Raw genomic sequence first — 22,398 nt, 5'->3', positions numbered from 1 at the left:
GATGGCAGTGGTTAAAGAAAACCATAGCAGAGTAATTTTTGATTCTCTCAAAAACCTGTTAGAACATCTTTAACAACCAAAGCTATAAAATTATTCTTTACTCGCTAGCCACTCTATTTATTGTCGTAAATGAGGGAACAAAATAACATCCCGGATTGACTGCGAATTTGTAAATAGCATGACCAACCGATCAATACCTATACCTTCTCCTGCCGTGGGAGGCAATCCATATTCCAGAGCTTCGATATAATCACTATCAAAATGCATGGCTTCCAAGTCACCGGCATCCTTTTCTTCAACTTGTTTACGAAAACGTTCTGCCTGATCTTCCGCATCGTTTAATTCAGAAAACCCATTCGCAATTTCTCGGCCAGCAATAAAAAATTCAAAGCGGTCAGTCACTTCTGGGTTATTATCACTACGGCGTGCCAAAGGTGATATTTCAGTAGGATAACCTGTAATAAAAGTAGGCTGAAATAATTGATGCTCAACCGTTTCTTCAAACAATATGATTTGTAACTTGCCTAAACCATCACTTTCTTTAAAAGGAAATCCTTTTTTCTGCAATATTGCACGGCAACTCACTACACTTTCAAGCTCTTTCGCATCGATTTCTGGATGATAATGTAAAATTGCTTCTTTCACTGTCATACGTACAAATGGCTTGCTAAAGTCAATGATTTGGCCTTGGTATTCAACCTGACGTTTTTTCAAAACAGTATCACAGAGATAGCACAGTAATTCCTCAGTAAAATTCATCAAATCCTTATAATCCGCATAGGCTTGATAGAATTCAACCATAGTAAATTCTGGATTATGGCGTGTTGATATCCCCTCATTACGGAAATTGCGATTAATTTCATAAACACGCTCAAATCCACCCACAACAAGTCGTTTCAAATAAAGTTCAGGCGCGATACGCAAATACATAGTCATATCCAGAGTATGATGATGCGTAACAAAAGGACGAGCCATAGCACCACCTGGGATAGGATGCATCATCGGTGTTTCTACTTCTAGAAAATAGTGTTGGTCCATAAATTGTCTAAACGCTTGAACTAATCGCGAACGCATTAAAAAAGTATGGCGACTTTCATCATTGGCAATTAAATCCACATAGCGTTTACGGTATTTTACTTCTTGATCAGCTAAACCATGAAATTTATCAGGTAAAGGCCGCAATGACTTAGTTAATAATTCAATATGCTCTGCATTGACTGTAAGCTCACCTGTATTTGTTTTAAATAGCTCACCTTTAACCCCAACAATATCGCCCAAATCCCAATGCTTAAACTCTTCATACTGCTCGGGAAGGTCGTTTGCTCGGATATACACTTGAAGCCGCCCAGAAACATCTTGAATATGAAAAAAGCTGGCCTTTCCCATAATACGTCTCAATACGATACGGCCGGCTACACTGACCTTAGCATGCTGTTGTGCTAAAGTTTCCTTATCTAATGAATCATAATGTTTTATGATTTCCTGAGCTAAATGTTCACGACGAAACTGGTTTGGGAAATTAAACCCTTTTGTACGTAATTCAGCCAATTTTTGTTTACGAATACTATAAACTTCACTCTCATCAATATGTTCAATTTGTTCTTCACTCATGCTGCCCTACTCCCGCCTTTAAACTGGCTTCAATAAACTGATCCAATGCCCCGTCCAATACTGCTTGTGTATTGCTCGTTTCAACACCGGTGCGCAGATCCTTAATACGAGATTGATCCAATACGTATGAACGAATTTGAGATCCCCAACCTATATCTGATTTACTGGCTTCCAATGCTTGCTGCTCTGCATTTTTCTTTTGTATTTCCAATTCATATAACTTGGCACGCAGCTGTTTCATTGCCTGATCTTTATTGCGATGCTGGCTTCGATCATTCTGACATTGTACTACAATCCCAGTTGGTGCATGAGTAATTCGTACTGCCGAATCAGTTCGGTTCACATGCTGACCTCCAGCCCCGGACGCTCGGTATGTATCAATACGCAAATCAGCCGGATTAATTTCTATATCAATATCATCATCAATTTCAGGCGAAACAAATACTGCTGCAAAAGAGGTATGCCGTCTGTTTCCTGAATCAAAAGGGGATTTTCGTACTAAGCGATGCACTCCGCTTTCGGTACGCAGCCATCCAAAAGCGTACTCTCCTTTAAAGTAAATCGTAGCACTTTTAATACCTGCAACATCTCCTGGAGAACATTCGATTAGTTCAGGCTCGAATCCATGCTGCTCTCCCCAACGCAAATACATGCGCAATATCATTTCCGCCCAGTCTTGTGCTTCTGTACCACCCGAACCTGACTGAATATCTAAATAAGCATTCGAGTCATCCATTGTTCCGGAAAACATACGGCGAAACTCTAAATCACCCACCTTTTGCTCAATGGAGTGTAATTCTTCGCCAATCTCATTAATCGTTTGCTCGTCACCTTCCTCACGCGCAATCTCAAACAATTCACTCAAATCAGTAATGGATTGATCTAATTGAGTTAACGTTGAAACAACTGATTCTAGCTGTGTTCTTTCACGTCCTAATGCCTGAGCAATCTCAGGATTATTCCAAACTGTCGCTGATTCCAGTTCTCGAACAACCTCTTCTAAACGCTCACGCTTAGCGTCAAAGTCAAAGATACCCCCTAAGCGCTTCTACTCGCTTATCAAGCTCCACCAGATTAAGATTAATTTGGTTTACTTCTAACATAAGTGTCTCTTAAAAAATAGTAATCGTGTCTATGCTCTTATAATGTAGCCTGGATGCAGCGAAAGCGGAATCCGGGAATATTGGTTTCACAACTCCAGGTTCTACTGCACTAATCCGTGGCTCACAGCTATTAAAAATTAAGTCCAGGCGTATGCAAAGTCGTCATCCCCGCGTAGGCGGGGATCCAACTCTAATCAAACACCTAAGCCAATCCAGAGATGGATTCCCGCCTACGCGGGAATGACAAAGTTCCTTAACTTAATGGCAGTGAGCACAGCTATATTATGCTCCAGCATAACTTTATAAAAAATTAACTTGGGATTTTACCGTGAAAGTAGGCAAAAAAACAGCTATGAAGTCTTCATTGCGGTCCGATAGGCCTGCAAATTCATTAATAGATCCGCTTCTGCAAGCGATAAATGGCAACTTTCTACAATTTCATCGCGATTACCGCCCATTTCTAAAATACGCAAAGCATGACGATATCCGCCATCGTTATCTCGTTTATTTTCCAAATCCTGAATTTGATTATCCATACTAACCAATTGAGTATTAATTTCTTTTAACTGCTTGGAGAATAATAAATCAGCATGAATCAACACAGGGTGATCTTTTATGATTTGATCAATTAACTTTTGCTGTGTTTTCAACTCCTCTCGGAAACCAATTAGTTTTTTACGCTGATTCAATAAATAATTCACTATGAATAAAAAAACAACCACATTTGCGCTTAAAAGAAAAGTTATCATTTTATATTTTTACCCCCAATGACTACGCCATGAGCTTGTTCGCTTAGCGCAGGGTTTAAAAGTCGAAGTACGTTTCGATTCAATGCGATGATAATAGTTACCCTACGATTTGCAGATCTCCCTAGTTCTGTAACATTATCTGCAACTGGATATTGCTCACCATAACCCGTTACTAAAATACGATCTGTTGCTATCCCAAATGAATTCAAAGTACGTCCAACAACTGCTGCACGCATCGCAGAAAGTTCCCAGTTTGATGGAAATTGTGGCGTTTCTATAGGAACATTATCTGTATATCCCTCTATTGCAACAATAGAAGATGATTTTTTAAGTTTAGCGGCTAATTGCATTAATTTAACAAAAGCTTCTGGTTTTAAATCTGCATCACCTGAATCAAATAAAGCTCCTGATTTAATATCCAACTCCACCCAACCTTTCTGCCGGTTGATCTTATAATTTCCATCTTGCAACTCGATGAGCGCTTGATTTAATTCATCAAGCCCATCATGAAAAGGCCCTTGAAATGGTGTGGTTTGTACTCCGTCTTTTATATTTTTTGTTGATTTAAGGGCTCGAGCCTCATCTTTTTTATTAAACGCCGATTTCATTCCATCTGAAAGTGATTTGTACTTTGAGGTATTGACAGAAGAAATAGCATACATTACGACAAAAAATGCAAATAATAAGGTAATGAAATCTGCATATGAGACAACCCAGCGATGATGATCATTATGCTGCTCATTTCTTTTTTTTCTTTTTTTCATTCTTCTTCTGCTGGCCAAAATTATTGAGTTTTAACATCAAAACTCCCGGACTTTCTCCAGAAGCAATAGTAACTATACCTTCTACGATCATTTCGTCATAATGCACCTGACGAGCAATACAACTTTTTAATTTATTTGCTACAGGCAAAAAAATAAGATTAGCCATTCCAACCCCGTAAATAGTAGCTACGAAAGCTACTGCAATACCTAATCCCAATTCATTTGGTTCAGATAAATGACGCATCACTTGAATCAAACCCAACACTGCCCCCAAAATTCCTATGGTTGGGCTGTATCCCCCCATACTTTCAAATACTTGTGCTGCATGGATATCATGAGTCTCAACTCGTTCGATTTCGTCCTCGAGAACTTTTCTTATAGTGAATTTATCTACACCAATAACTAACAATTCCAAGCCCTTATTGATAAGCGGATTTTTTTCAACCTCTAAATGTTCTTCTAGAGAAAGTAACCCTAATTGACGCGCTTTTCGTGCCAAATCAAACATTTTGTTACGGCAAAGTTCAAATTCAAGTTTGGGTGGAGTAATAACCCAAGGCAAAATTTTAAATGCTCTTTTAAAGGTATTTAGTGGTGTTTGCACCATAACTGCTCCGATTGTTCCTCCGAGCACGATCATTAATGCAGACAGATTCATTAAAGCCTGTAGACTTCCACCTTCAAAAAACTGGCCAAGCGTAATAGCTAAAAAACTAATGAGTATCCCTGCTAAAGTTAAAGCATCCATTCTTTTTTATTCCGGTAAACGTGATTTAATTCGATGTATTGCCTGACTCAGAATCTGTGAAACGCGTGATTCGCTAACGCTAATAACCTCCCCGATTTCTTTTAGATTTAAATCCTGTTCGTAATATAAAGAAAGTACCATTCGTTCCTTCTGAGGCAGTCCACGAATTACCTCGGATAAACGATGCATCAAATCACTATGCAATACATTGATATGAGGTTCAGTAGAAGCGTATCCATCTGCAACATGCAAGGCATCATCAGTGACGCCCAAATCTTCAAAACCATACAAATGACTACCCACAGAGTCTTGCAACATTTCATGGTATTCAGCAATTGATATTTCAAGTTCCGCTGCGATTTCAGAATCCTTAGCTTCTCTTCCTAACCGATGTTCGACATTTTTAACCGCTTCCGAAATCATTCTTGCATTGCGATGTACTGAGCGGGGCACCCAATCATTACGTCTTACTTCATCAAGCATGTACCCTCTAATGCGAATTCCTGCATAGGTTTCAAATGAAGCACCTTTAGAAGAATCATAATGTCGTGTTGCTTCCAGTAATCCGAGCATTCCTGCTTGTATTAAATCATCCAGTTGTACGCTTTGCGGCAAACGACCCAATAAATGATGTGCTATGCGTTTAACCAATAAGGCATGAGTTTTTACCAGCGTTTCCTGAATTTGCTGGTTAACTTTGCTATAGGCAGCCAAAGCATCCACAATGATCTCCTTAAAATTCACCTGCTACTAAACGCTCTAAAAAGAAACTGGTATTACCACCCAATAAAGCGCTGGGAGGCCACTCAGATACTTCATCTGCTAACTGTCTAAGTGCTAAAGCAGCAGCAGAATCAGGATAAGCAATTAATACCGGTTTTTGCATTTTCACTGCCTTGTGTATGTGTTCATCAAATGGTACTGCTCCTAAATAGTCTAGCTGAACCTCGAGAAATTGCTCGGAAACTTTGAATAATTTATTAAATAATTCCCGTCCCTCTCTTTCATTCCGCACCATATTTGCCAAAATATGAAAACGTGTCCATTCATAACGCTTACTCATTACTTTAATTAAAGCATATGCATCGGTTAATGAGGTGGGTTCATCACACACAACAACAATTAATTCTTGCGACGAACGAGTAAAACTTAAAACTGTGTCAGAAATACCAGCAGCAGTATCAATAATCATGTAGTCTAAATCATCGGTAAGCTCATTAAATGAATCGATGATTCCAGCAAGCTCTGGAGGAGAGAGTTGCGTCATAAACTCTGTACCAGAAGCCGCAGGAATAACAAGGACACCATGAGGCCCTGACATAATAATGTCACTTAAATGACAGATTCCCTGCATTACGTGAGATAAATTATATCTAGTGTGCAATCCCAGCATAATATCAATATTTGCCAATCCTAAGTCGGCATCAAGCAGCATGACTCGTTTATTAAGCTGGGCCAAACCAACCGCCAAATTGACAGAAACATTGCTCTTGCCTACACCACCCTTTCCAGCAGAAACTGCGATTACTTTAATCGGTTTTGCACGTGAAAGATTTCTCAAACCAGAAGCTTGATCGCTTATATCTTGATTCACTTTAGACATGATATTCTCTCCAAGCACTTTGCTGTGCTTTCCTAACATTGTCCGCCTGAAACAGTTGTGCTTCCTGCTCAGAAAACAACTCAATTAGCTGATGACGCGTGGCCATTTTAATGTCTTCAGGTACACGTTGTCCGTGTGTTAGATAGCTCACACCTAAACCCGACTCAATAAGTGCACTTAACGCGCCGCCTACAGCCAATGATTCATCCAGCTTGGTCAAAATACACTGATCAATTTGATTTACTCCATAACGTTTTATTGCATCAATTAACACTTGATAATGGCTTGTTGCAGGTAAAACCAAAACATTGGAAATCGACAATAAGTAAGTACCCAAAACATGCATTTGTTTTACAACTCGCTCATCCGCAGGATTCATTCCGGCGGTATCAATCAAAATTAATTTTTTGTCATTTAATTGCCGCAATACTCGCGCCAAAGAAACTTCATCCTGAGCAACACACACCTTAACCCCTAAAATTTTTCCATACATCATGAGTTGTTCTTGCGCTGCGATTCTATAGGTATCCATAGTAACCAGGCCTAATTTATCGGCTCCAAATCTCAAGGTAAACCGGGCTGCAATTTTGGCCAATGTTGTCGTTTTTCCGACGCCAGTTGGACCAACAAAAGCATAAATGCCGCCTTCTTCTATTCTGCGTGTATCACAAATAGTTAATTGATCTGCAATATGGTTCAATACAGCTTCCCAGCCTTTTTGTTGGTTTAAATCAGATCGCACAGAGCATGCCCAAGTCGCTGCCGTAGTATGACTTATCCCCAGATAGAGAAGTTTTTGCAGTAAAACAGTATGCAACGGCTCATGGACACCAACATTTCCCCGTAACTGTGCTTCAAGCATACTTCTTAATGTTTGAATCTCCTGACGCATGTCATCAAGAGGTGTTTGCATTTGGAGTTTATTCGCTTGACTCGTTGGTTCAGCGCAAGCTACTGCTGCTGAAGTTGACAGAATTGTTTCATCAAAATCAATCGCAGCAACGACTTCCACTCCACCATCTATATGATGACTGGACAAAATAACGGCATCGGCACCAAGTGTCTCTTTAATTTGTTTCATAGCGCTGCGTGTATCGGTCGCAACAAAACGTTTTAATTTCATAAAGCCTCCTGCTTATGAAGAAATTTGTCACTATTCACGCAATGCCTCTTATAGAAATTGTAGCTTGCTTGCGGGAAAACTGAGAAGTTTAACTCTAGGTTCTATAGCGCCACCCACTAAGATCTATACGTCGTTGCAAGCTCGTTCCGCTCAGCCATGTACCTGAGTACACTCGTTCACCTCACTTTACTTGCGCCTTATCTAAAACTTAGTAGATGACGCGATACATTCAAACACCTAGGCTACTAATTCCAATGTGATACACCCTCAGTTACTCCTATCCCACTGTACCTACTATTCTTATTTGCTTATTATCAGGAATCTCCTGATAAGACAAAACATGAAAGTCATGCGATATATTACGCACAAATCGTGCCAACACTGCGCGTATTCCCGGCTGTACTACCAATACAGAACTCTCTTGTTTCGCCTGCTGTTGCATTGCTAATTGTGTCAGAGAGTGTTGTATTTTATCTGCCATTCCTGGCTCAAAATTTACGCCTCCTGATCCACTGCTCTGAATAATGTTTTGCAATAATTGTTCCAACTCCGGTTTTAGCGTAATAATTGGCAGTTCCTCATGAACACCACTGATTTTTTGAGTAATTAATCGAGATAAGGCGATGCGAACCTGACTGATTAAATATTCTGTATCCTTAGATTTTGGCGCCAGCTCCGCCAAAGTTTCGACTATAGTGCGAATATCCGTTAAAGGAATATGCTCCGCCAATAAGCCTTGCAGCACTTTGCTAACCATTCCTAATGAAAGACCGTCAGGCACTAGTTCTTTCACTAATTTGGGTGAACTTAATGCAAGTTTGTCTAGAAGCTGTTGGGTTTCTTCATAACCTAGCAATTGCTGGCTGTTGTGTTCTAATATTTGGCTTAAATGCGTTGCAACAACAGTAGAGGCATCGACTACGGTATACCCCAAAGTATGCGCTTGCTCTCTTTGACTTTCATTAATCCAGACTGCTTCCATACCAAAAGCCGGATCAAGTGTTTTTACTCCTTCAATTTCACCAAAAATCTGTCCCGGATTTATCGCCAGGCAGCGATCAAGATGTATTGCAGCCTCCCCCATCACTACTCCTGCCAAACTGATACGATAATGGTTAGGTTTTAAATCCAAATTATCACGCACGTGTACTGAGGGAATTAAAAAGCCAAGCTCTTGTGATATTTTCTTTCGTACCCCTTTAATGCGAGAAAGTAAAACACCCCCTTGTGCCTGATCCACTAAAGGAATCAGACGATATCCTACCTCAAGGCTAATCACATCAACTGGATTCACATCATCCCATGACAATTCGCTAGAAATATTGGGATTTTGAACAGCAAGAGATTCATTTTCTTGATTGAGTTGTTCCTTGAGTTTTTCTTTATCTTGTTGAAGAAACAAATAAGCAATTCCTCCCAAGCCTGCAGAAAGTAAAATAAACGCAATATGAGGCATTCCAGGAATAATACCAATCAATCCCATAATAGCTGATGCAATAATTAATGAGCGTGGATTGGCAAACAATTGGGAAATAACTGCATGCCCCATATTTTGTGCGCTGGAAACTCGAGTAACAATAATCGCAGCAGCAGTTGATAAAACTAAAGAAGGCACTTGCGCTACCAAGCCATCACCGATAGTTAACAAAATATAGTTATGTAGCGCATCAGAAACACTCATTCCATGTTGGAAAACCCCAATAATCAACCCACCAATAATGTTAACGGCCAAAATTAAAATCCCAGCCACTGCATCACCTCGAACAAATTTACTCGCACCATCCATGGAACCATAAAAATCTGCTTCCTGTGCCACTTCTAATCGACGTGTTATCGCTTGCTCCTGATTAATTAAACCAGCATTCAGATCGGCATCGATCGCCATTTGCTTTCCAGGTAAAGAATCCAAGGTGAAGCGCGCGCTTACTTCAGATACACGTCCAGCCCCCTTCGTGACTACAACAAAATTTATGACGACTAAAATAATAAAAACAACCAAACCCACTGCATAATTACCACCAATTACTACTTCGCCAAATGCTTGGATCACATGTCCAGCAGCATCAGTACCTTTATAGCCATTGAGTAAAACAACACGAGTTGAGGCAACGTTTAATGTTAAACGTAATAAAGTTGCAAGTAATATCACTGTTGGGAATACCGCAAAATCCAAAGGCCTTTCGCTGTAAATCACTGCTAACAAAACGACGAGTGATAAAGCAATATTAAAAGTAAAAAAAATATCCAATAAAAATGGGGGCAGAGGCAACATCATCATACCGAGCATGATGATCAGCACCAGAGGTGTTCCTAAACCTTGACGCATCCAATATTGTACATAATACAATGCTTTATTCATTAGCATCCTCCTCTGCTTCGCGTACTAACTCTTCTGGAATAGGGACATTCTGTAATACAGCGGGTTTGTAGTCATAACGCTCTTTATCGCGCAGTTGAAACACGTAAGCTAATACCTGGGCTACAGCGATATAAAGGCCTCTAGGTATTTCTGCATTTAATTTGGTAGAAAAATAAAGGGCACGCGCCAAAGGTGGTACAGAAATAATGGGAATTTGATGTGATGTTGCAACTTTACTAATTTGAAAAGCAATCAAATCCTTACCCTTTGCAACTACTATGGGCGCTTTGTGACTCTTCTCTTTATAACTGATTGCTACAGCATAATGAGTCGGATTGGTTAAAACCACGTTTGCTTTAGATATTTCATTCATCATACGCCGTCTTGAAATCTCCTGCTGGGCACGACGAATAGCGCTTTTTACTTCGGGTTTACCTTCTATTTCCTTGTATTCATCCCTTAATTCTTGCATCGTCATTTTCATACTTTTTTGATGCTCATACAATTGAAAAGGAACATCAAAAACAGCAATCAAAATCAAACTGGCAGAAATCAACACAAATGATTTCACCACAACCAAACTGCCGCTGCTAATTGCTGTTTCAATAGGAGCATGGGCTAAACTGAGTAATACAGGAATTTGTGATTTAAGTACCACTATAGCGACAACTGCTACGATAAGAAATTTAAAAAAAGATTTGAGCATTTCGACAAAACCTTTCAACGAAATCATTCTTTTAAATCCTTGAACCAAATTGAGTCGCGAAAATTTAGGCTGTAAGATTTGACTACTAAAAACCCACCCACCCATGAGTAAAGGAGCTGCCAAAGTAATGAGAAAAATAACCACTAATAAGGGCATTAAGGACCAAAACCCCATTTTCACTAAAAAAAATAAACGCTCAACACTTACTTTAGGATTAATGATAACGCGAGTATCAAACTCAAATGCATGATGCATCATAGCTGTTAGCTGGTTAGCTAATTGCTTGCCAAAAATAAGAAATCCCAATGCAGTAAAAAGTAGCGTTACTGTGGTATTGAAATCCCTTGAGCGCGCAACCTGGCCTTTTTTACGAGCCTCTCTAAGTCGTTTGGCCGAAGGCTGTTCTGTTTTTTCTTGTGAGTGTTCTTGCTCAGCCATTAGTGCAACATTCCTGTCATAAAACGCATTCCCTCTTTGATAAGCTCTGCCATTTGTATCGCAACACTGGGTAAACTCACCTTAATTACAACCATTCCCATAATTAACGTAATGGGGAATCCCAAAGAAAAAATATTTAATTGTGGCGCTGCTCGAGACATAATTCCGAATGCAAGACTCACGATCAGCAAAGACAATAAAGCTGGGATTGAAATCAATATCGCTTGTTTGAACATCCATCCCGAAAATAAAATGACACTCCATACCATGGATTGAGTAACAGAAAGCTGTCCTACGGGCATTATTCTGAAACTATCCAATAACGTTTCAAAAACAGTTAAATGCCCATTAAGCGCCAAAAATATTAGAGTCATCATCATTGAATAGAATTGACTGACCAATGGAACACTGGCGCGGCTTGCAGGGTCCATCATCACTGCAAAGCCAAGACCAGCTTGCATCGCAATAATTTGTCCTCCCAAAACAAAAATCTGAAAAACCAGCTGCAAGACAAAACCCATTAATAAACCAAAAAGTAATTCTTGTATGATATATGCCAAAAAAAGCCCGTTGAAATTCAGAAATGAAAGCTCCTTAGGAACCATAAAGGCACAAACGCAACTTAAAACAAAAAGCAAAATAATTTTAATACGAGGGGGTAATAAAATAGAAGAAAAAACAGGTAGTGTAAGCAATAACCCGCCAATGCGTCCCATTGGCCAAATAACCTGGCTAATCATCCGTATTATTGTTGGATAATCCAGTTTCATCTTGCGCTAACCTATTAAATAAGGAATATTGGTAATTAAAGAATCTGTGTAATTCACAATAATCTTGAGTAACCAGGGACCTGCAAATACGAGCATCAAAAAAGTAATAAATAATTTGGGTATAAAACTTAGGCTCGTTTCATTAATTTGGGTTGCCGCTTGAAACATGGAAACAATCACACCAACAATTAAACCAGGAAGAATGAGTACGCTGATAAGTAACAGCATCAAATATACTCCTTCACTAAATATAGAAACTACCGACTCTGGGGTCATATATTATTTCCCTATAATTTTATTAGCCTTCCTTCGAAAATCGCTGTAGTGAGTTTTGAAAGAAGTCTATGTCCTTATAATTCGTGGCCTGGATGCAGCGCCATTTAGCTCATAGCAAAACTTGATGCAAGTGATCCCAAAATAAGTGTCCAGCCGTCAACCATCACAAAGAGCATGATCTTAAAGGGTAATGAAATAATCAAAGGTGATAACATCATCATACCCATAGCCATCAGAACGCTCGATACCACCATATCAATAATTAAAAAAGGTAAAAACAAAATAAAACCTATCTGGAAAGCTGTTTTTAATTCACTGGTAATAAATGCAGGAATTACTACACTCATTGGCACGTCATTAAGAGTCGCTGGATTTGTTTGAGCAAATTTTTCAAACAAGGATAAATCATTTTTACGCGTTTGGTTTAACATAAATTGACGTAAAGGAACTTGTGCATTCGTCAAAGCTTGAGGAAATTTTATAGTCTCTGCAAGATAAGGCTGTACTGCAGTTTCATTAATTTTGTTAAAGACGGGAGACATCACAAAATAAGTCATAAACAAAGCAATACCAATCAAGATTTGATTCGTAGGAGTCTGCGCCATACCTATGGCTTGACGTAATATGGAAAGCACAATAATTATTCGCGTAAACGCTGTCATTGCCATCAACATTCCTGGCAAAACAGTTAACAAGGTCATAAAAATCAAAATTTGCAGATTAACACTATAAGTTTGCTCTCCATTCGCACCAGGTTGTACTGTTAATGCAGGTAAGGATAAAGGTGCCGCCTGTAAAACCAGGGGGAAGAAACATAAGACAATGATGAACACAGTAGCTGAAGTGAAGCGAAGCGTAACCCAGGATTTAGAACTTCCCGCTCCCGCTGCCATTAACTTTGTCATTCCCGCGAAGGCGGAAATCCATTTCTGAATCTGCATCGATATTTGATTAGAGTTAGATCCTCTCCGGCGTAGGGATGACACCTCCCATACAAATGATAACCATTTTCGTACATATAAATTCATTATCTTCATCTTATGATTTCGCAACTGATTTAAGCAGATCTGCAAACGAAGTTTTATTTATAGAGTCAAAGCCAGTCGGCAATTGCTCACCAAAATCATAGAGCAGCGTAACCTGTCCAGAACCGGAGCCGACTAATAAATAACGCGTTCCCACTTTTAACAAGGTAATTTTTTCCTTAGGTCCTAAAATCATACTCGCTATGGATTGAAATCCTTTTGCTGAACCCATTTGTATTCCATGTAATCGTTTCACTACCCAAGACAATGCAATGATGAGCAATAAAACCAGCAATAAGCCCATGACAATACGCAAGAGCTCGCCATGATTGAGTACACTTTGCATTATCTTAATCGCTTAATTCGTTCTGCTTTGCTGACAATATCCGTCAATCGCACACCAAACTTATCATTAACTACTACGACTTCCCCATGTGCAACTAAAGTCCCATTGACTAAAACATCAAGCGGATCGCCTGCTAAACAATCAAGGGCAACAATTCCACCTTGGTTTAATTGGAGTAAATTACGGATGGTCATTTTGGTGCGGCCAATTTCTACAGTCACCGAAACAGGGATATCCAAAATCAAATCCATTTTTTCACTGTCTGCTTCCTGAGGAAGAGTATTTGATGGTTTAGGTTGTTCGACTGCTTCTTGAGACATTCCTCATCTCCTAGTAACTAATATTTTTAATTATTTTTACAGCACGCTTGTCATTTGCGGTCCCTTGAGTTGCTGTAAAACCTGGCGTTCCTTCAACATCTAATGTCACTATTTCTTTCATTTCCATAGGTATAAAATCACCTACTTGCCACGACATTACAGCTCCCAAAGTACTTTTTGCTTCAGCCATTACAGAACTTACAGTTAATTCAACTTCCATTAACTCTTCTTTTAATGATTTAACCCAGTTCGGATCAATTTCATCATCTGGACGAGAGGCGCCAAGTTCCAGTTGCTCTTTGATAGGTTCAACCATGGAGTAAGGCAAGATAAAATAGAAAGTACCAATTTCTTTACCAAAATCCATTGAAAAGCGTGCAACGAGTAGCATTTCTCCAGGTTCTGCTATGTTGACTAATTGTGGGTTCGTTTCATCATTAAATTTGCTGATATCAAGCTGAGTAATTGGCTTCCACGCTTGAGTAAGATTGGCAATAAGTTTTTTCGTGATCACATCCATAACACGCAGCTCAGTCGCAGTAAAATCGGTTCTATCTTTTTGAGCAAAGAATTGAGAGCTGCCACCAAAATAATAGTCAACAAGATCATAGACAAAAGTACTATCAAAAAGAATAATGCCTTTGCCTCGTAATGGTTTGAATTTAAAGATACTCATTAAACTTGGATTAGGTAAGCCCTCCATAAAGTCACGATGCTTTATAATAAGCAACGGATCTTGTTTGATCTCAAAATCCTTGGCAGTTACATTATAAATATCTGAAGCAAATAAACGCACCGCGCGGTCATAAATTCTGTCTAGTACAGGTAACTTGCCTTTGACAATACGTTCCTGAGCAGTAAAGTTAAGTGTTTTTACATCACCCTCTTGCTGTAGTTCAACAGGTTCAAATACAGCATTAGATACTTCCTTTTTACCGCTTTTTGCTTTTTTATGGTCCGATTTTTCTATGGTAGCTGTTTGAGCCTCTGCTGCTGGGTGGTCTTCTTCCTGAGACTCACCAACCGTTTTCAGCAGCGCATCTATTTCTTCTTGTGATAAAACGTTTTTATCAGCCATATAAGCAATCCATACTAATTTTTAAACTTGAATTCACTCATTACATTCAAATAAGCATTATGATTTTTCTATTGAATAGGCTTATGCAAACTATATGCCATTTATAAAAAAGCGTCGCTCATTACCTAATTTCCAATACACCTCTGATTATGAATTGGAAAAAAAGACGTGCTGGTTTGACAGTCAAAAAACATATGCCAATCATTTGACAATGCATCCAAATTAATGAAAAAAATCTACTCAATTTTATTCGTTAATTTCTTGCTGACATTTTGCTTGTGCCATTTTTCGACAATTATCCTGGCAATCAGTTTCCTCTGAGGTCAGGCATTGTGAATTAATACAATCTTGAGTAGTATTATAAAGACACTGCGTTCTATCATATTTTTGGGCACCCAAGTCATCCGAAGGAATATCTGCTGCAAACACTACAAATGAAAAAAGAAAGCCCCAAAAGATTAAAAAGGTTTTCATCATAATTCCTTTTAATTATGCTCTTAAATGAATTATAGTCTTAATATTCAAAAATAATTAAATGATGCCAAAATGCGCAGCAAAATAAGAACGCTCACTAATTTTAGCCGTGCACGCTCCAGCCAGTCTTTCTGCCTACGCCCAGAGAATGAAGAGCAACTTACGGATTATCTTGCGCACAATCCTCAGCAAAACATGCTCGTGCGAGGTTCAGGATTGTGCTACAACGACAGTTGCTTTAATACTGATGGTTTTGTTATCGACAGTGAACGTCTGAATCATTTTATCAATTTTGATCACGAAACCGGTATTGTACAATGTCAAGGAGGAGTATCACTTAAAGATTTATTTTTAGTGCATCCTGATTTCATTCCTCCTGTTATTCCAGGCACGATCCACATTACAGTTGCTGGTGGAATTGCTCACGATGTGCATGGAAAAAACAATCATCAAGCAGGTAGTTTTGGCCACCATCTCATTGAATTTGATTTATTGATAGGAAGTAAAAAGTTTCATTGCAGTCCTAATGAAAACAGCGATCTATTTCATGCCACAATTGCGGGTTTAGGCCTTACGGGTATTATCACTCGTGCAGCGATCCGTCTTAAAAAAGCGCCTCGTTTTGTGCAGGCAAAACATCAGCAATTCGAATCGTTTCAAATACTCACTGAATATATGAAAACCACGGGTATTCACCATGATTATCAAGTAGCTTGGCTTGATCTACTCAATCCTGCTTTGCGTGCTGTTCTTTCAGTGGCGGACCACTGTGAGCCTTTCGACACTAAAAGAATAAAAATCCATACAATACCTAGTCTTCCCTTTTCTTTAATCAAATCATGGAATATCAAATTATTTAATCAGTATTTCTTTAATAGTAAAAAAGGACACGAAAAACTCACTCTTGAACAATTCAATAATCCCCTTGATAAACTCATGCATTGGAATAGGCTTTATGGCCCTAAAGGATTAATTCAATTCCAAGCGGTATTCAGTGAAAACCATGCTTCTGACACCTTGGAACAGTTAGTACAGTTGATTAGAGATCATAAAGCAACACCTACTCTTGCTGTACTCAAGTTATTCACTCAATCAGGCGAAGGTTTGCTCTCATTTTGTAAACCAGGATTTACCTTAGCAATTGATTTTATTCATAATTTACAAGCGAAGCAGGCAATCTCAGCCATGAATCAATTAATCACTGAACATAAGGGTCGAGTTTATTTGGCGAAGGATTTACTTTTGAATGAAGAACAATTTCACCAGATGTATGGGAAACATGAACAATTTTCTCAAACCCTTGAGCACTATGGATGTAGCATGCACTCTGATCTGGCACAACGTTTAGGGCTAAAAAAATGACACAGAGAATATGGGTCATAATCGGCGCAACCTCCATCATTGCAGAAAAATTTGCGCATATTGTTGCCCAGTCAGGACATCAATTACTTTTAGTAGGACGCCAACAAACACAACTCAATCTAATCGCAAATGATATCAAACTTAGGTATCAGATCAGTTGTGATGTACTTATTTTGGATCTCATTGAACAAATTGATGCTCTAGTTTCAACACTTAAAGCAAAAGATGGCGAACTTGATTTGTTTATTGCACACAGTGACTTCACTGATAACGATCATTTAAATAGTGAAACAATCGCTCATCTTATCAAACTGAATGTTTTGACTACTACTTTATTGATCCATACTTACTTAAATCGTCAACAAAAAGAATATAATTTGCTGTTCCTAAGTTCGGTTGCTGCATGTCGAGGACGCTCCAAAAACAGTCTTTATGGAGCCAGTAAAGCAAGCATTGAAATTTACCTCCAGGGTCTACAACAGGCTGCAAGTCCAAATCAACACATTACCGTTGCCCGCTTGGGTTTTATTGATACCAAGCAAACCTATGGTTTACCTGGTATTTTTTATGCGGCCCCACCAGACGCTTGTGCGAAAGCGTGTTGGAACGCATTGAAGCGTAGAAAAAGAATGTTCTATTATCCTTATTTCTGGAAAATTATTATGGCGATAATTACCCGATTGCCCTTTTTTCTTTATAAAAGAATGGGCAAAATTTGATGCAAAAGAGTTCCACTTAAGTGGAACTCTTTAATAACTTTTTGTTAATGCATCTCTTATTGTATGTTGAAAGAGCTACAACTTAATTTGGTTAACTATCATTGTATTCTGTTAGAAAATACATTTCGAGCTACGTCCTTATATTCCTTATCTTGTTCCGCTAGATAATCTTTTAAACTATCAGGCATTAATTCTTTTAGTTCTTCATGCTGCTCAAGAAAATTAACTAAAGTTTCGTCACTATTTTTATCAACGAAAAACTTTCCATTATCTAGAAGCCCTCCTAACATTTTACCCAGCTTACTACCTTCACCAAACCATTCCGTTTGAATTTTTCCATGAACTAAGCGTATTGCTTGGAATCGAACGAATTCAGAACACTCCTTATGCTCAGATAATGCATTTAAAAAATTAATTTCCTTCGCTCTATCACTCTTTTGAAATAGCTGTTTAACCCACTTCCAAAACGGATTATGCTGATCATATGCACGATCGTAAGCTGATTTTATGTTTGGAATGATCTCGTTAAGTCGTACATCCTCTCCTTTCTTGATACTCGTTAACTGGTGCTCCCCCATATTCTGGACAGCTCTATTAACATTCATTTTAAATGCTTCAATATTTTTAGAAAGTGTTTGGCTCTCATTTTTTAGAAGATTAATTCGCTCTTCGGTATCGTCTTTTTTCAGTCGTTTCCCCAATGCGTTTGCCATATACACTTGACAATCAGTCATAACGAGTAAAGCTGCATAATACTGTTTCGTTGCTTCTTCAAATTCCTTTTTATCTTCAACTACGTTTTCCACAGCATCCGTAAATCTTGACTGGATAGCGTTGAACTGTTCTTGAAGTCTCCCATATTCCTTAATCATTTTACCCCAATCATTTTTAGATTGAAGAGTTTTACTTATAACCTGCATGGGTGATTCTTGAGCTAATTCTAAGAATCGTAAAGCTACACCGTTTGACTTTGGAAATTTCATTTCGCCAAGAGCAGATTTTGCTGATTGAATCTGTTCATTTACAGAACGTAATGCTTGTTCATTTTTAGCTTGTGCCATTTATCTTCTCCTCTTTGCTCGGAATAGCGCCCTAAAACCTCATCCATTTACTTGTTTCAGTAAATATGGAATAAACATTGTTAATTAAATGTCGTGCTAATTATACATTATTGTTGTATTTTTATATAACAATATAATCATTTACTTAACCAAGTGACAATATAAGGCCCTTTTGACATTTATCATTATGGAATACTGTTGCTTAAGAATTTATTAACAAATTATTTTTATATGAACGATTATGAGGGCTTAGGATTTTAAGTCTTTGTTATTTCGAGTATAAAATTAACAAACGTAAGTCGCGCACATTGGCCCGACAAAATTGACGTTATTCTACACCAATTCACTGCATGTAATATTAGACATTGTGAGCAGTTTAATTGTTGGGTCAAAATGACCCAACCTACAGTATTCGATTGATTTATTTTATGATCTTAATCATGGGCAAGATTGTTTTTATCAAGCCAAAAAATTGTAAAATATAGATCACTAGAATGATAAGTACCAGCACATTTAACAGACTTTTAATTGATGGTGGCATAGGAATAAAAGTATCGATTAACCACAACACCACCCCGAAAATAACAATTACAGCGATTAAATTCAGTAGCCCAGCCATAATTAATTATCCTTATTAATGATTATTGAGGGTTCCTGTTTAAAATTATAGCAGGTTTGCAAATACTTAGGATTTATCTTTTTTTTCCTTCAACAAATCACGAATTTCAGTTAATAAAGTTTCTTCCTTTGTTGGGGTTTCTTTCTGTTCCTCTTCCTTTCTTAATAAGGAAATCGCTTTAATTGCTAAAAAAATTGAAAACGAAATGATAGTAAAATCGATCACTGCCTGGAGAAACTCTCCCCATTTTACAACCGCATCACCTACGGTAAACGTCCTATTTGCGACATTGATTCCACCGAGTAACAAACCAATTAAAGGCATGATAATACCACTGACAAGAGAGCTAATAATTTTGCCAAATGCGGCGCCTATAACCACAGCAACCGCAAGATCCATCACATTTCCTTTGATGGCAAACTGCTTAAACTCTTGCAGAAAACGCATGTCATGTCCTTATGTATGGTTGTTTTCAGATAAGTAGCCTAGAAACAAAACAGGCTACTTGGCATCATTTTTCACGAATGGCGCACCATTTCTCTAATTTCCTCTATCTTTTTCTCTAAATCAGCTGGGACTTCTCCTCCGCCCTGGGCCATATCATCACGACCACCGCCTTTTCCACATAGATGCCTTACTAAAGCAGCTGCAGTGGGTGCTTTACCTAAAATATTTTTACTCACTCCTGCAATCACATTCATTTTGTTTTGGTCTATGGTAAATAAAACAATTACCGCTGAATCGAGTCTGGATTTTAGTTGATCCAAAGTAGTACGGATAGTTTGGCTGTCTACACCTTCCAATCGTTTTACAAGCAAACTGATTCCATTAATTTTTTCCACTTCATTTGCCAGATCAGCACCTGATTTTTGTGCTTTCTCACTTTGTAATTTGGCGATTTCTTTTTCTAAACCTTTATTTTCAGTAAGTAGCTGTCCTACTTTATCCGGTAAACTATTTGTTGTGGTTTTTAACAAAGAAGCTAATTCGTTCAGCATAAACTGTTGTTCACTAACCCATGCTAAAGCATAACGTCCCGTGACCATCTCGATACGCCTCACGCCACTGGCAATTCCGTATTCAGCAACAATTTTAAATAGACCAATATCACCTGTCCGTTGCGCATGCGTTCCACCACAAAGTTCTTTAGAGAATTCACCCATGGATAATACGCGCACTTTATCAGTATATTTCTCTCCAAAAAGAGCTACTGCACCACTTTTTTTAGCAGAATCAATATCCATAATTCGAGTGACCACTTCATGATTGGCACGAATTTGATCATTAACCAACGATTCAATTTCTTTAATTTGTTCTGCGGTTAATGGTTCAAAATGAGAAAAGTCAAAACGCGCACGCTCTGCATCAACCAATGAACCTTTTTGCTGGACTTGTGGTCCTACCACTGTTTTTAAAGCAGCATGCAATAAATGAGTGGCTGTATGATTTAAACGAATTGCTTCTCGACGCTCATTGTCTATTTGTGCCTTAACGAATTGATCTAGAGTTGCAGTACCTTCCACCACTTCACCATAATGCACTATGGCTTGACCATTTTTTTGCGTGTCATCAACACGGAAACGAAAGCCTGTGCTTGTGAGTACTCCCTTATCCCCGACTTGGCCCCCACTTTCTGCGTAAAAAGGCGTGTGATCCAAAACTAAAGCGCCTTTCATACCTTGACTTAAGGTTTCCACTTCACTTCCTTCGAACAGCAAAGCAATAATTTTTGCTTCTGTTTCCTCTTTCTCATAGCCATGAAAATCAGATTGGTGGTCCAATTGGGCACTGGCACTATAATCCGCGCTGAACTGGCTAGCAGCCTGAGATTGCGCTTTTTGCTGTTGCATCAATTGATTAAAACCATCCATTTCCACATAAAGCCCTTGTTCTCTCGCAATATCAGCAGTCAAATCAACAGGAAAGCCATAAGTGTCATACAACTTAAATGCGATTTCTCCAGATATTTCGTGGCCTCCAAGAGAATGCATTTGTTCTTGCAAGAGACGTAAACCCTGATCAAGCGTACGGGCAAATTGATTTTCTTCTTGATTAAGGATTTTTTCTATATGCGCTTTAAATTGTATCAATTCAGGATATGCATCCCCCATTACCTGTATTAAGGGCTCTACTAATCGCGAAAAAAATGGAGTTGGCAAGCCCAACTTATTACCATGTCGTACTGCTCTTCTTATAATTCTTCTTAATACATATCCACGCCCTTCATTGCCTGGAATCACTCCATCAGCAATTAAAAAGGCACAAGAGCGAATATGATCAGCAATTACTTTTAAAGAGGTATGGTTTAAATTGGTAATGTTTCCAAGTTTTGCCGTGGATTGAATTAAATACTGGAAACTGTCTATTTCATAGTTGCTGTGCACGCCTTGAACTACCGCAGCGAGTCGCTCAAGTCCCATACCTGTATCTACAGAAGGTTTAGGTAAAGGATGCAAATTCCCATCCTTATCCCGGTTAAATTGCATGAAAACCAGGTTCCAAATTTCTATATATCGGTCCCCATCTTCATCCGGGCTTCCAGGAGGACCACCTGGAATTTCAGGACCATGATCATAAAAGATTTCAGTGCAAGGACCACAAGGGCCAGTATCACCCATGGACCAAAAATTATCCTTTTCCCCACAACGCGAGAATCGTGTGGCTGAAACTTTCATTTCTTTGAGCCAGATATCTTCTGCTTCCTGATCTTCTTTATAAACAGTCACCCACAAGCGCTCTTCAGGTAAACGCAGAACTTGAGTTAAAAATTCCCAAGCAAATTTTATTGCTTCACGCTTAAAATAATCTCCGAAACTAAAGTTACCCAACATTTCAAAAAATGTATGGTGTCGTGCTGTATATCCCACATTCTCCAAGTCATTGTGTTTACCGCCTGCGCGTACACAACGTTGTGCAGTAACTGCCCGTTGATAAGAACGTGTTTCAAGTCCTAAAAATAAATCCTTAAATTGCACCATCCCTGCATTAGTAAATAATAAAGTAGGATCATTCGCAGGAACTAAAGAGCTGGATTCCACCAATTGATGACCGCGTTGTGTGAAATAATCAAAGAATGCTTGTCTAATTTCAGAACTTTTCATTTATAATCAACACCAATTTGAGTTAATTTTAATCTTTTAATCG

Annotated in this window: 23 protein-coding genes; 2 read left to right on the top strand and 21 right to left on the bottom strand. The window is 38.6% G+C overall.

Features of this window, described 5'->3' with window-relative positions; genetic code table 11:
* Positions 1 to 117 precede the first annotated feature (117 nt).
* From lysS to Lani_RS18290, 17 genes are all read right to left on the bottom strand, one after another.
* On the bottom strand, positions 118 to 1,611 hold the full coding sequence (lysS, locus tag Lani_RS18370; RefSeq protein ID WP_019233195.1) for a lysine--tRNA ligase: 1,494 nt from the start codon (positions 1,609 to 1,611) through the stop codon (positions 118 to 120).
* Positions 1,604 to 2,714, bottom strand: a protein-coding gene (prfB, locus tag Lani_RS18365) for a peptide chain release factor 2 (RefSeq protein WP_103030574.1) whose coding sequence is annotated in 2 segments (ribosomal slippage) — positions 1,604 to 2,638 and positions 2,640 to 2,714 — 1,110 coding nt in all. Because the reading frame shifts where the segments join, the coding sequence is not laid out codon by codon here. The genes lysS and prfB overlap by 8 nt, the downstream gene beginning before the upstream one ends.
* Before the next feature lie 350 nt (positions 2,715 to 3,064).
* A complete protein-coding gene (locus Lani_RS18360) occupies positions 3,065 to 3,463 on the bottom strand; it encodes a DUF2802 domain-containing protein (protein WP_019233197.1) in 399 nt (132 codons plus the stop codon).
* Positions 3,460 to 4,227: a flagellar motor protein MotB gene (locus tag Lani_RS18355; RefSeq protein WP_058388744.1), complete on the bottom strand. Its 768-nt coding sequence runs from the start codon at positions 4,225 to 4,227 to the stop codon at positions 3,460 to 3,462. Before Lani_RS18355 ends, Lani_RS18360 begins: the two co-directional genes overlap by 4 nt.
* Positions 4,202 to 4,975 carry a flagellar motor protein gene (locus Lani_RS18350; RefSeq protein ID WP_058388743.1) on the bottom strand — a complete coding sequence of 258 codons (774 nt, stop codon included), beginning with the start codon at positions 4,973 to 4,975 and terminating at the stop codon, positions 4,202 to 4,204. Before Lani_RS18350 ends, Lani_RS18355 begins: the two co-directional genes overlap by 26 nt.
* A 6-nt stretch (positions 4,976 to 4,981) precedes the next feature.
* A complete protein-coding gene (locus Lani_RS18345; protein WP_019233199.1) occupies positions 4,982 to 5,698 on the bottom strand; it encodes an RNA polymerase sigma factor FliA in 717 nt (238 codons plus the stop codon).
* Positions 5,699 to 5,708: 10 nt separating this feature from the next.
* Positions 5,709 to 6,578, bottom strand: coding sequence for a MinD/ParA family protein (locus Lani_RS18340; protein ID WP_019233200.1), 870 nt, complete (start codon positions 6,576 to 6,578; stop codon positions 5,709 to 5,711).
* On the bottom strand, positions 6,571 to 7,701 hold the full coding sequence (gene flhF / locus Lani_RS18335; RefSeq protein ID WP_019233201.1) for a flagellar biosynthesis GTPase FlhF: 1,131 nt from the start codon (positions 7,699 to 7,701) through the stop codon (positions 6,571 to 6,573). Before flhF ends, Lani_RS18340 begins: the two co-directional genes overlap by 8 nt.
* Positions 7,702 to 7,978: 277 nt before the next feature.
* A complete protein-coding gene (flhA, locus tag Lani_RS18330; protein ID WP_019233202.1) occupies positions 7,979 to 10,060 on the bottom strand; it encodes a flagellar biosynthesis protein FlhA in 2,082 nt (693 codons plus the stop codon).
* On the bottom strand, positions 10,053 to 11,204 hold the full coding sequence (gene flhB / locus Lani_RS18325) for a flagellar biosynthesis protein FlhB (protein WP_019233203.1): 1,152 nt from the start codon (positions 11,202 to 11,204) through the stop codon (positions 10,053 to 10,055). The genes flhA and flhB overlap by 8 nt, the downstream gene beginning before the upstream one ends.
* A complete protein-coding gene (gene fliR, locus Lani_RS18320; protein ID WP_019233204.1) occupies positions 11,204 to 11,974 on the bottom strand; it encodes a flagellar biosynthetic protein FliR in 771 nt (256 codons plus the stop codon). Before fliR ends, flhB begins: the two co-directional genes overlap by 1 nt.
* A gap of 6 nt (positions 11,975 to 11,980) precedes the next feature.
* Positions 11,981 to 12,250 (bottom strand): flagellar biosynthesis protein FliQ, encoded by a 270-nt coding sequence (gene fliQ / locus Lani_RS18315; protein WP_040522301.1) that lies wholly within the window; start codon positions 12,248 to 12,250, stop codon positions 11,981 to 11,983.
* 104 nt (positions 12,251 to 12,354) lie between these two features.
* Positions 12,355 to 13,191, bottom strand: coding sequence for a flagellar type III secretion system pore protein FliP (gene fliP, locus Lani_RS18310; protein WP_019233206.1), 837 nt, complete (start codon positions 13,189 to 13,191; stop codon positions 12,355 to 12,357).
* Positions 13,192 to 13,288: 97 nt separating this feature from the next.
* Positions 13,289 to 13,621, bottom strand: coding sequence for a flagellar biosynthetic protein FliO (gene fliO, locus Lani_RS18305; protein WP_019233207.1), 333 nt, complete (start codon positions 13,619 to 13,621; stop codon positions 13,289 to 13,291).
* Positions 13,621 to 13,941, bottom strand: coding sequence for a flagellar motor switch protein FliN (gene fliN, locus Lani_RS18300; RefSeq protein WP_019233208.1), 321 nt, complete (start codon positions 13,939 to 13,941; stop codon positions 13,621 to 13,623). The genes fliO and fliN overlap by 1 nt, the downstream gene beginning before the upstream one ends.
* Positions 13,942 to 13,951: 10 nt before the next feature.
* Complete coding sequence (gene fliM / locus Lani_RS18295; RefSeq protein WP_019233209.1) at positions 13,952 to 15,019, bottom strand: flagellar motor switch protein FliM; 1,068 nt, start codon at positions 15,017 to 15,019, stop codon at positions 13,952 to 13,954.
* Between the two features lie 246 nt (positions 15,020 to 15,265).
* Positions 15,266 to 15,496 (bottom strand): hypothetical protein, encoded by a 231-nt coding sequence (locus Lani_RS18290; RefSeq protein WP_223499431.1) that lies wholly within the window; start codon positions 15,494 to 15,496, stop codon positions 15,266 to 15,268.
* Positions 15,497 to 15,565: 69 nt separating this feature from the next.
* Here Lani_RS18290 and Lani_RS18285 point away from each other — a divergent pair, with 69 nt between their 5' ends.
* Both Lani_RS18285 and Lani_RS18280 read left to right on the top strand, forming a co-directional pair.
* Complete coding sequence (locus tag Lani_RS18285) at positions 15,566 to 16,855, top strand: FAD-binding oxidoreductase (RefSeq protein ID WP_019233211.1); 1,290 nt, start codon at positions 15,566 to 15,568, stop codon at positions 16,853 to 16,855.
* Positions 16,852 to 17,574, top strand: a complete 723-nt coding sequence (locus Lani_RS18280; protein ID WP_019233212.1) for an SDR family NAD(P)-dependent oxidoreductase — start codon at positions 16,852 to 16,854, stop codon at positions 17,572 to 17,574. The genes Lani_RS18285 and Lani_RS18280 overlap by 4 nt, the downstream gene beginning before the upstream one ends.
* A gap of 98 nt (positions 17,575 to 17,672) precedes the next feature.
* Here the strand turns inward: Lani_RS18280 and Lani_RS18275 are convergent, their stop codons facing one another.
* The 4 genes from Lani_RS18275 to alaS all read right to left on the bottom strand — a co-directional run bounded on the left by Lani_RS18275 (position 17,673) and on the right by alaS (position 22,355).
* Entirely contained in the window at positions 17,673 to 18,635 is a 963-nt protein-coding gene (locus Lani_RS18275) for a hypothetical protein (RefSeq protein WP_019233213.1), read from the bottom strand.
* Positions 18,636 to 19,056: 421 nt separating this feature from the next.
* Positions 19,057 to 19,254 (bottom strand): Thivi_2564 family membrane protein, encoded by a 198-nt coding sequence (locus tag Lani_RS18270; RefSeq protein WP_019233214.1) that lies wholly within the window; start codon positions 19,252 to 19,254, stop codon positions 19,057 to 19,059.
* Between the two features lie 66 nt (positions 19,255 to 19,320).
* A complete protein-coding gene (gene mscL / locus Lani_RS18265) occupies positions 19,321 to 19,701 on the bottom strand; it encodes a large-conductance mechanosensitive channel protein MscL (protein WP_019233215.1) in 381 nt (126 codons plus the stop codon).
* Between the two features lie 71 nt (positions 19,702 to 19,772).
* The gene (gene alaS / locus Lani_RS18260) at positions 19,773 to 22,355 is read right to left on the bottom strand and encodes an alanine--tRNA ligase (protein WP_019233216.1); all 2,583 of its coding nucleotides are present in this window, start codon (positions 22,353 to 22,355) and stop codon (positions 19,773 to 19,775) included.
* Positions 22,356 to 22,398: the final 43 nt, after the last annotated feature.

This window comes from Legionella anisa, from assembly GCF_001467525.1.
In the GTDB taxonomy this organism is placed as follows: Bacteria; Pseudomonadota; Gammaproteobacteria; order Legionellales; family Legionellaceae; genus Legionella; species Legionella anisa.
Note: the sequence above shows the minus strand (reverse complement) of the source record. Positions and strands in the feature narration are given on the sequence as shown.

What these genes read in the sequence shown, in the direction of transcription:
- lysS (WP_019233195.1), bottom strand. Translation starts at nt 1,611, where the DNA reads ATGAGTGAAGAACAAATTGAACATATTGATGAGAGTGAAGTTTATAGT.
- Lani_RS18360 (WP_019233197.1), bottom strand. Translation starts at nt 3,463, where the DNA reads ATGATAACTTTTCTTTTAAGCGCAAATGTGGTTGTTTTTTTATTCATA.
- Lani_RS18355 (WP_058388744.1), bottom strand. Translation starts at nt 4,227, where the DNA reads ATGAAAAAAAGAAAAAAAAGAAATGAGCAGCATAATGATCATCATCGC.
- Lani_RS18350 (WP_058388743.1), bottom strand. Translation starts at nt 4,975, where the DNA reads ATGGATGCTTTAACTTTAGCAGGGATACTCATTAGTTTTTTAGCTATT.
- Lani_RS18340 (WP_019233200.1), bottom strand. Translation starts at nt 6,578, where the DNA reads ATGTCTAAAGTGAATCAAGATATAAGCGATCAAGCTTCTGGTTTGAGA.
- flhF (WP_019233201.1), bottom strand. Translation starts at nt 7,701, where the DNA reads ATGAAATTAAAACGTTTTGTTGCGACCGATACACGCAGCGCTATGAAA.
- flhA (WP_019233202.1), bottom strand. Translation starts at nt 10,060, where the DNA reads ATGAATAAAGCATTGTATTATGTACAATATTGGATGCGTCAAGGTTTA.
- flhB (WP_019233203.1), bottom strand. Translation starts at nt 11,204, where the DNA reads ATGGCTGAGCAAGAACACTCACAAGAAAAAACAGAACAGCCTTCGGCC.
- fliR (WP_019233204.1), bottom strand. Translation starts at nt 11,974, where the DNA reads ATGAAACTGGATTATCCAACAATAATACGGATGATTAGCCAGGTTATT.
- fliQ (WP_040522301.1), bottom strand. Translation starts at nt 12,250, where the DNA reads ATGACCCCAGAGTCGGTAGTTTCTATATTTAGTGAAGGAGTATATTTG.
- fliP (WP_019233206.1), bottom strand. Translation starts at nt 13,191, where the DNA reads ATGCAGATTCAGAAATGGATTTCCGCCTTCGCGGGAATGACAAAGTTA.
- fliO (WP_019233207.1), bottom strand. Translation starts at nt 13,621, where the DNA reads ATGCAAAGTGTACTCAATCATGGCGAGCTCTTGCGTATTGTCATGGGC.
- fliN (WP_019233208.1), bottom strand. Translation starts at nt 13,941, where the DNA reads ATGTCTCAAGAAGCAGTCGAACAACCTAAACCATCAAATACTCTTCCT.
- fliM (WP_019233209.1), bottom strand. Translation starts at nt 15,019, where the DNA reads ATGGCTGATAAAAACGTTTTATCACAAGAAGAAATAGATGCGCTGCTG.
- Lani_RS18290 (WP_223499431.1), bottom strand. Translation starts at nt 15,496, where the DNA reads ATGATGAAAACCTTTTTAATCTTTTGGGGCTTTCTTTTTTCATTTGTA.
- Lani_RS18285 (WP_019233211.1), top strand. Translation starts at nt 15,566, where the DNA reads ATGCGCAGCAAAATAAGAACGCTCACTAATTTTAGCCGTGCACGCTCC.
- Lani_RS18280 (WP_019233212.1), top strand. Translation starts at nt 16,852, where the DNA reads ATGACACAGAGAATATGGGTCATAATCGGCGCAACCTCCATCATTGCA.
- Lani_RS18275 (WP_019233213.1), bottom strand. Translation starts at nt 18,635, where the DNA reads ATGGCACAAGCTAAAAATGAACAAGCATTACGTTCTGTAAATGAACAG.
- Lani_RS18270 (WP_019233214.1), bottom strand. Translation starts at nt 19,254, where the DNA reads ATGGCTGGGCTACTGAATTTAATCGCTGTAATTGTTATTTTCGGGGTG.
- mscL (WP_019233215.1), bottom strand. Translation starts at nt 19,701, where the DNA reads ATGCGTTTTCTGCAAGAGTTTAAGCAGTTTGCCATCAAAGGAAATGTG.
- alaS (WP_019233216.1), bottom strand. Translation starts at nt 22,355, where the DNA reads ATGAAAAGTTCTGAAATTAGACAAGCATTCTTTGATTATTTCACACAA.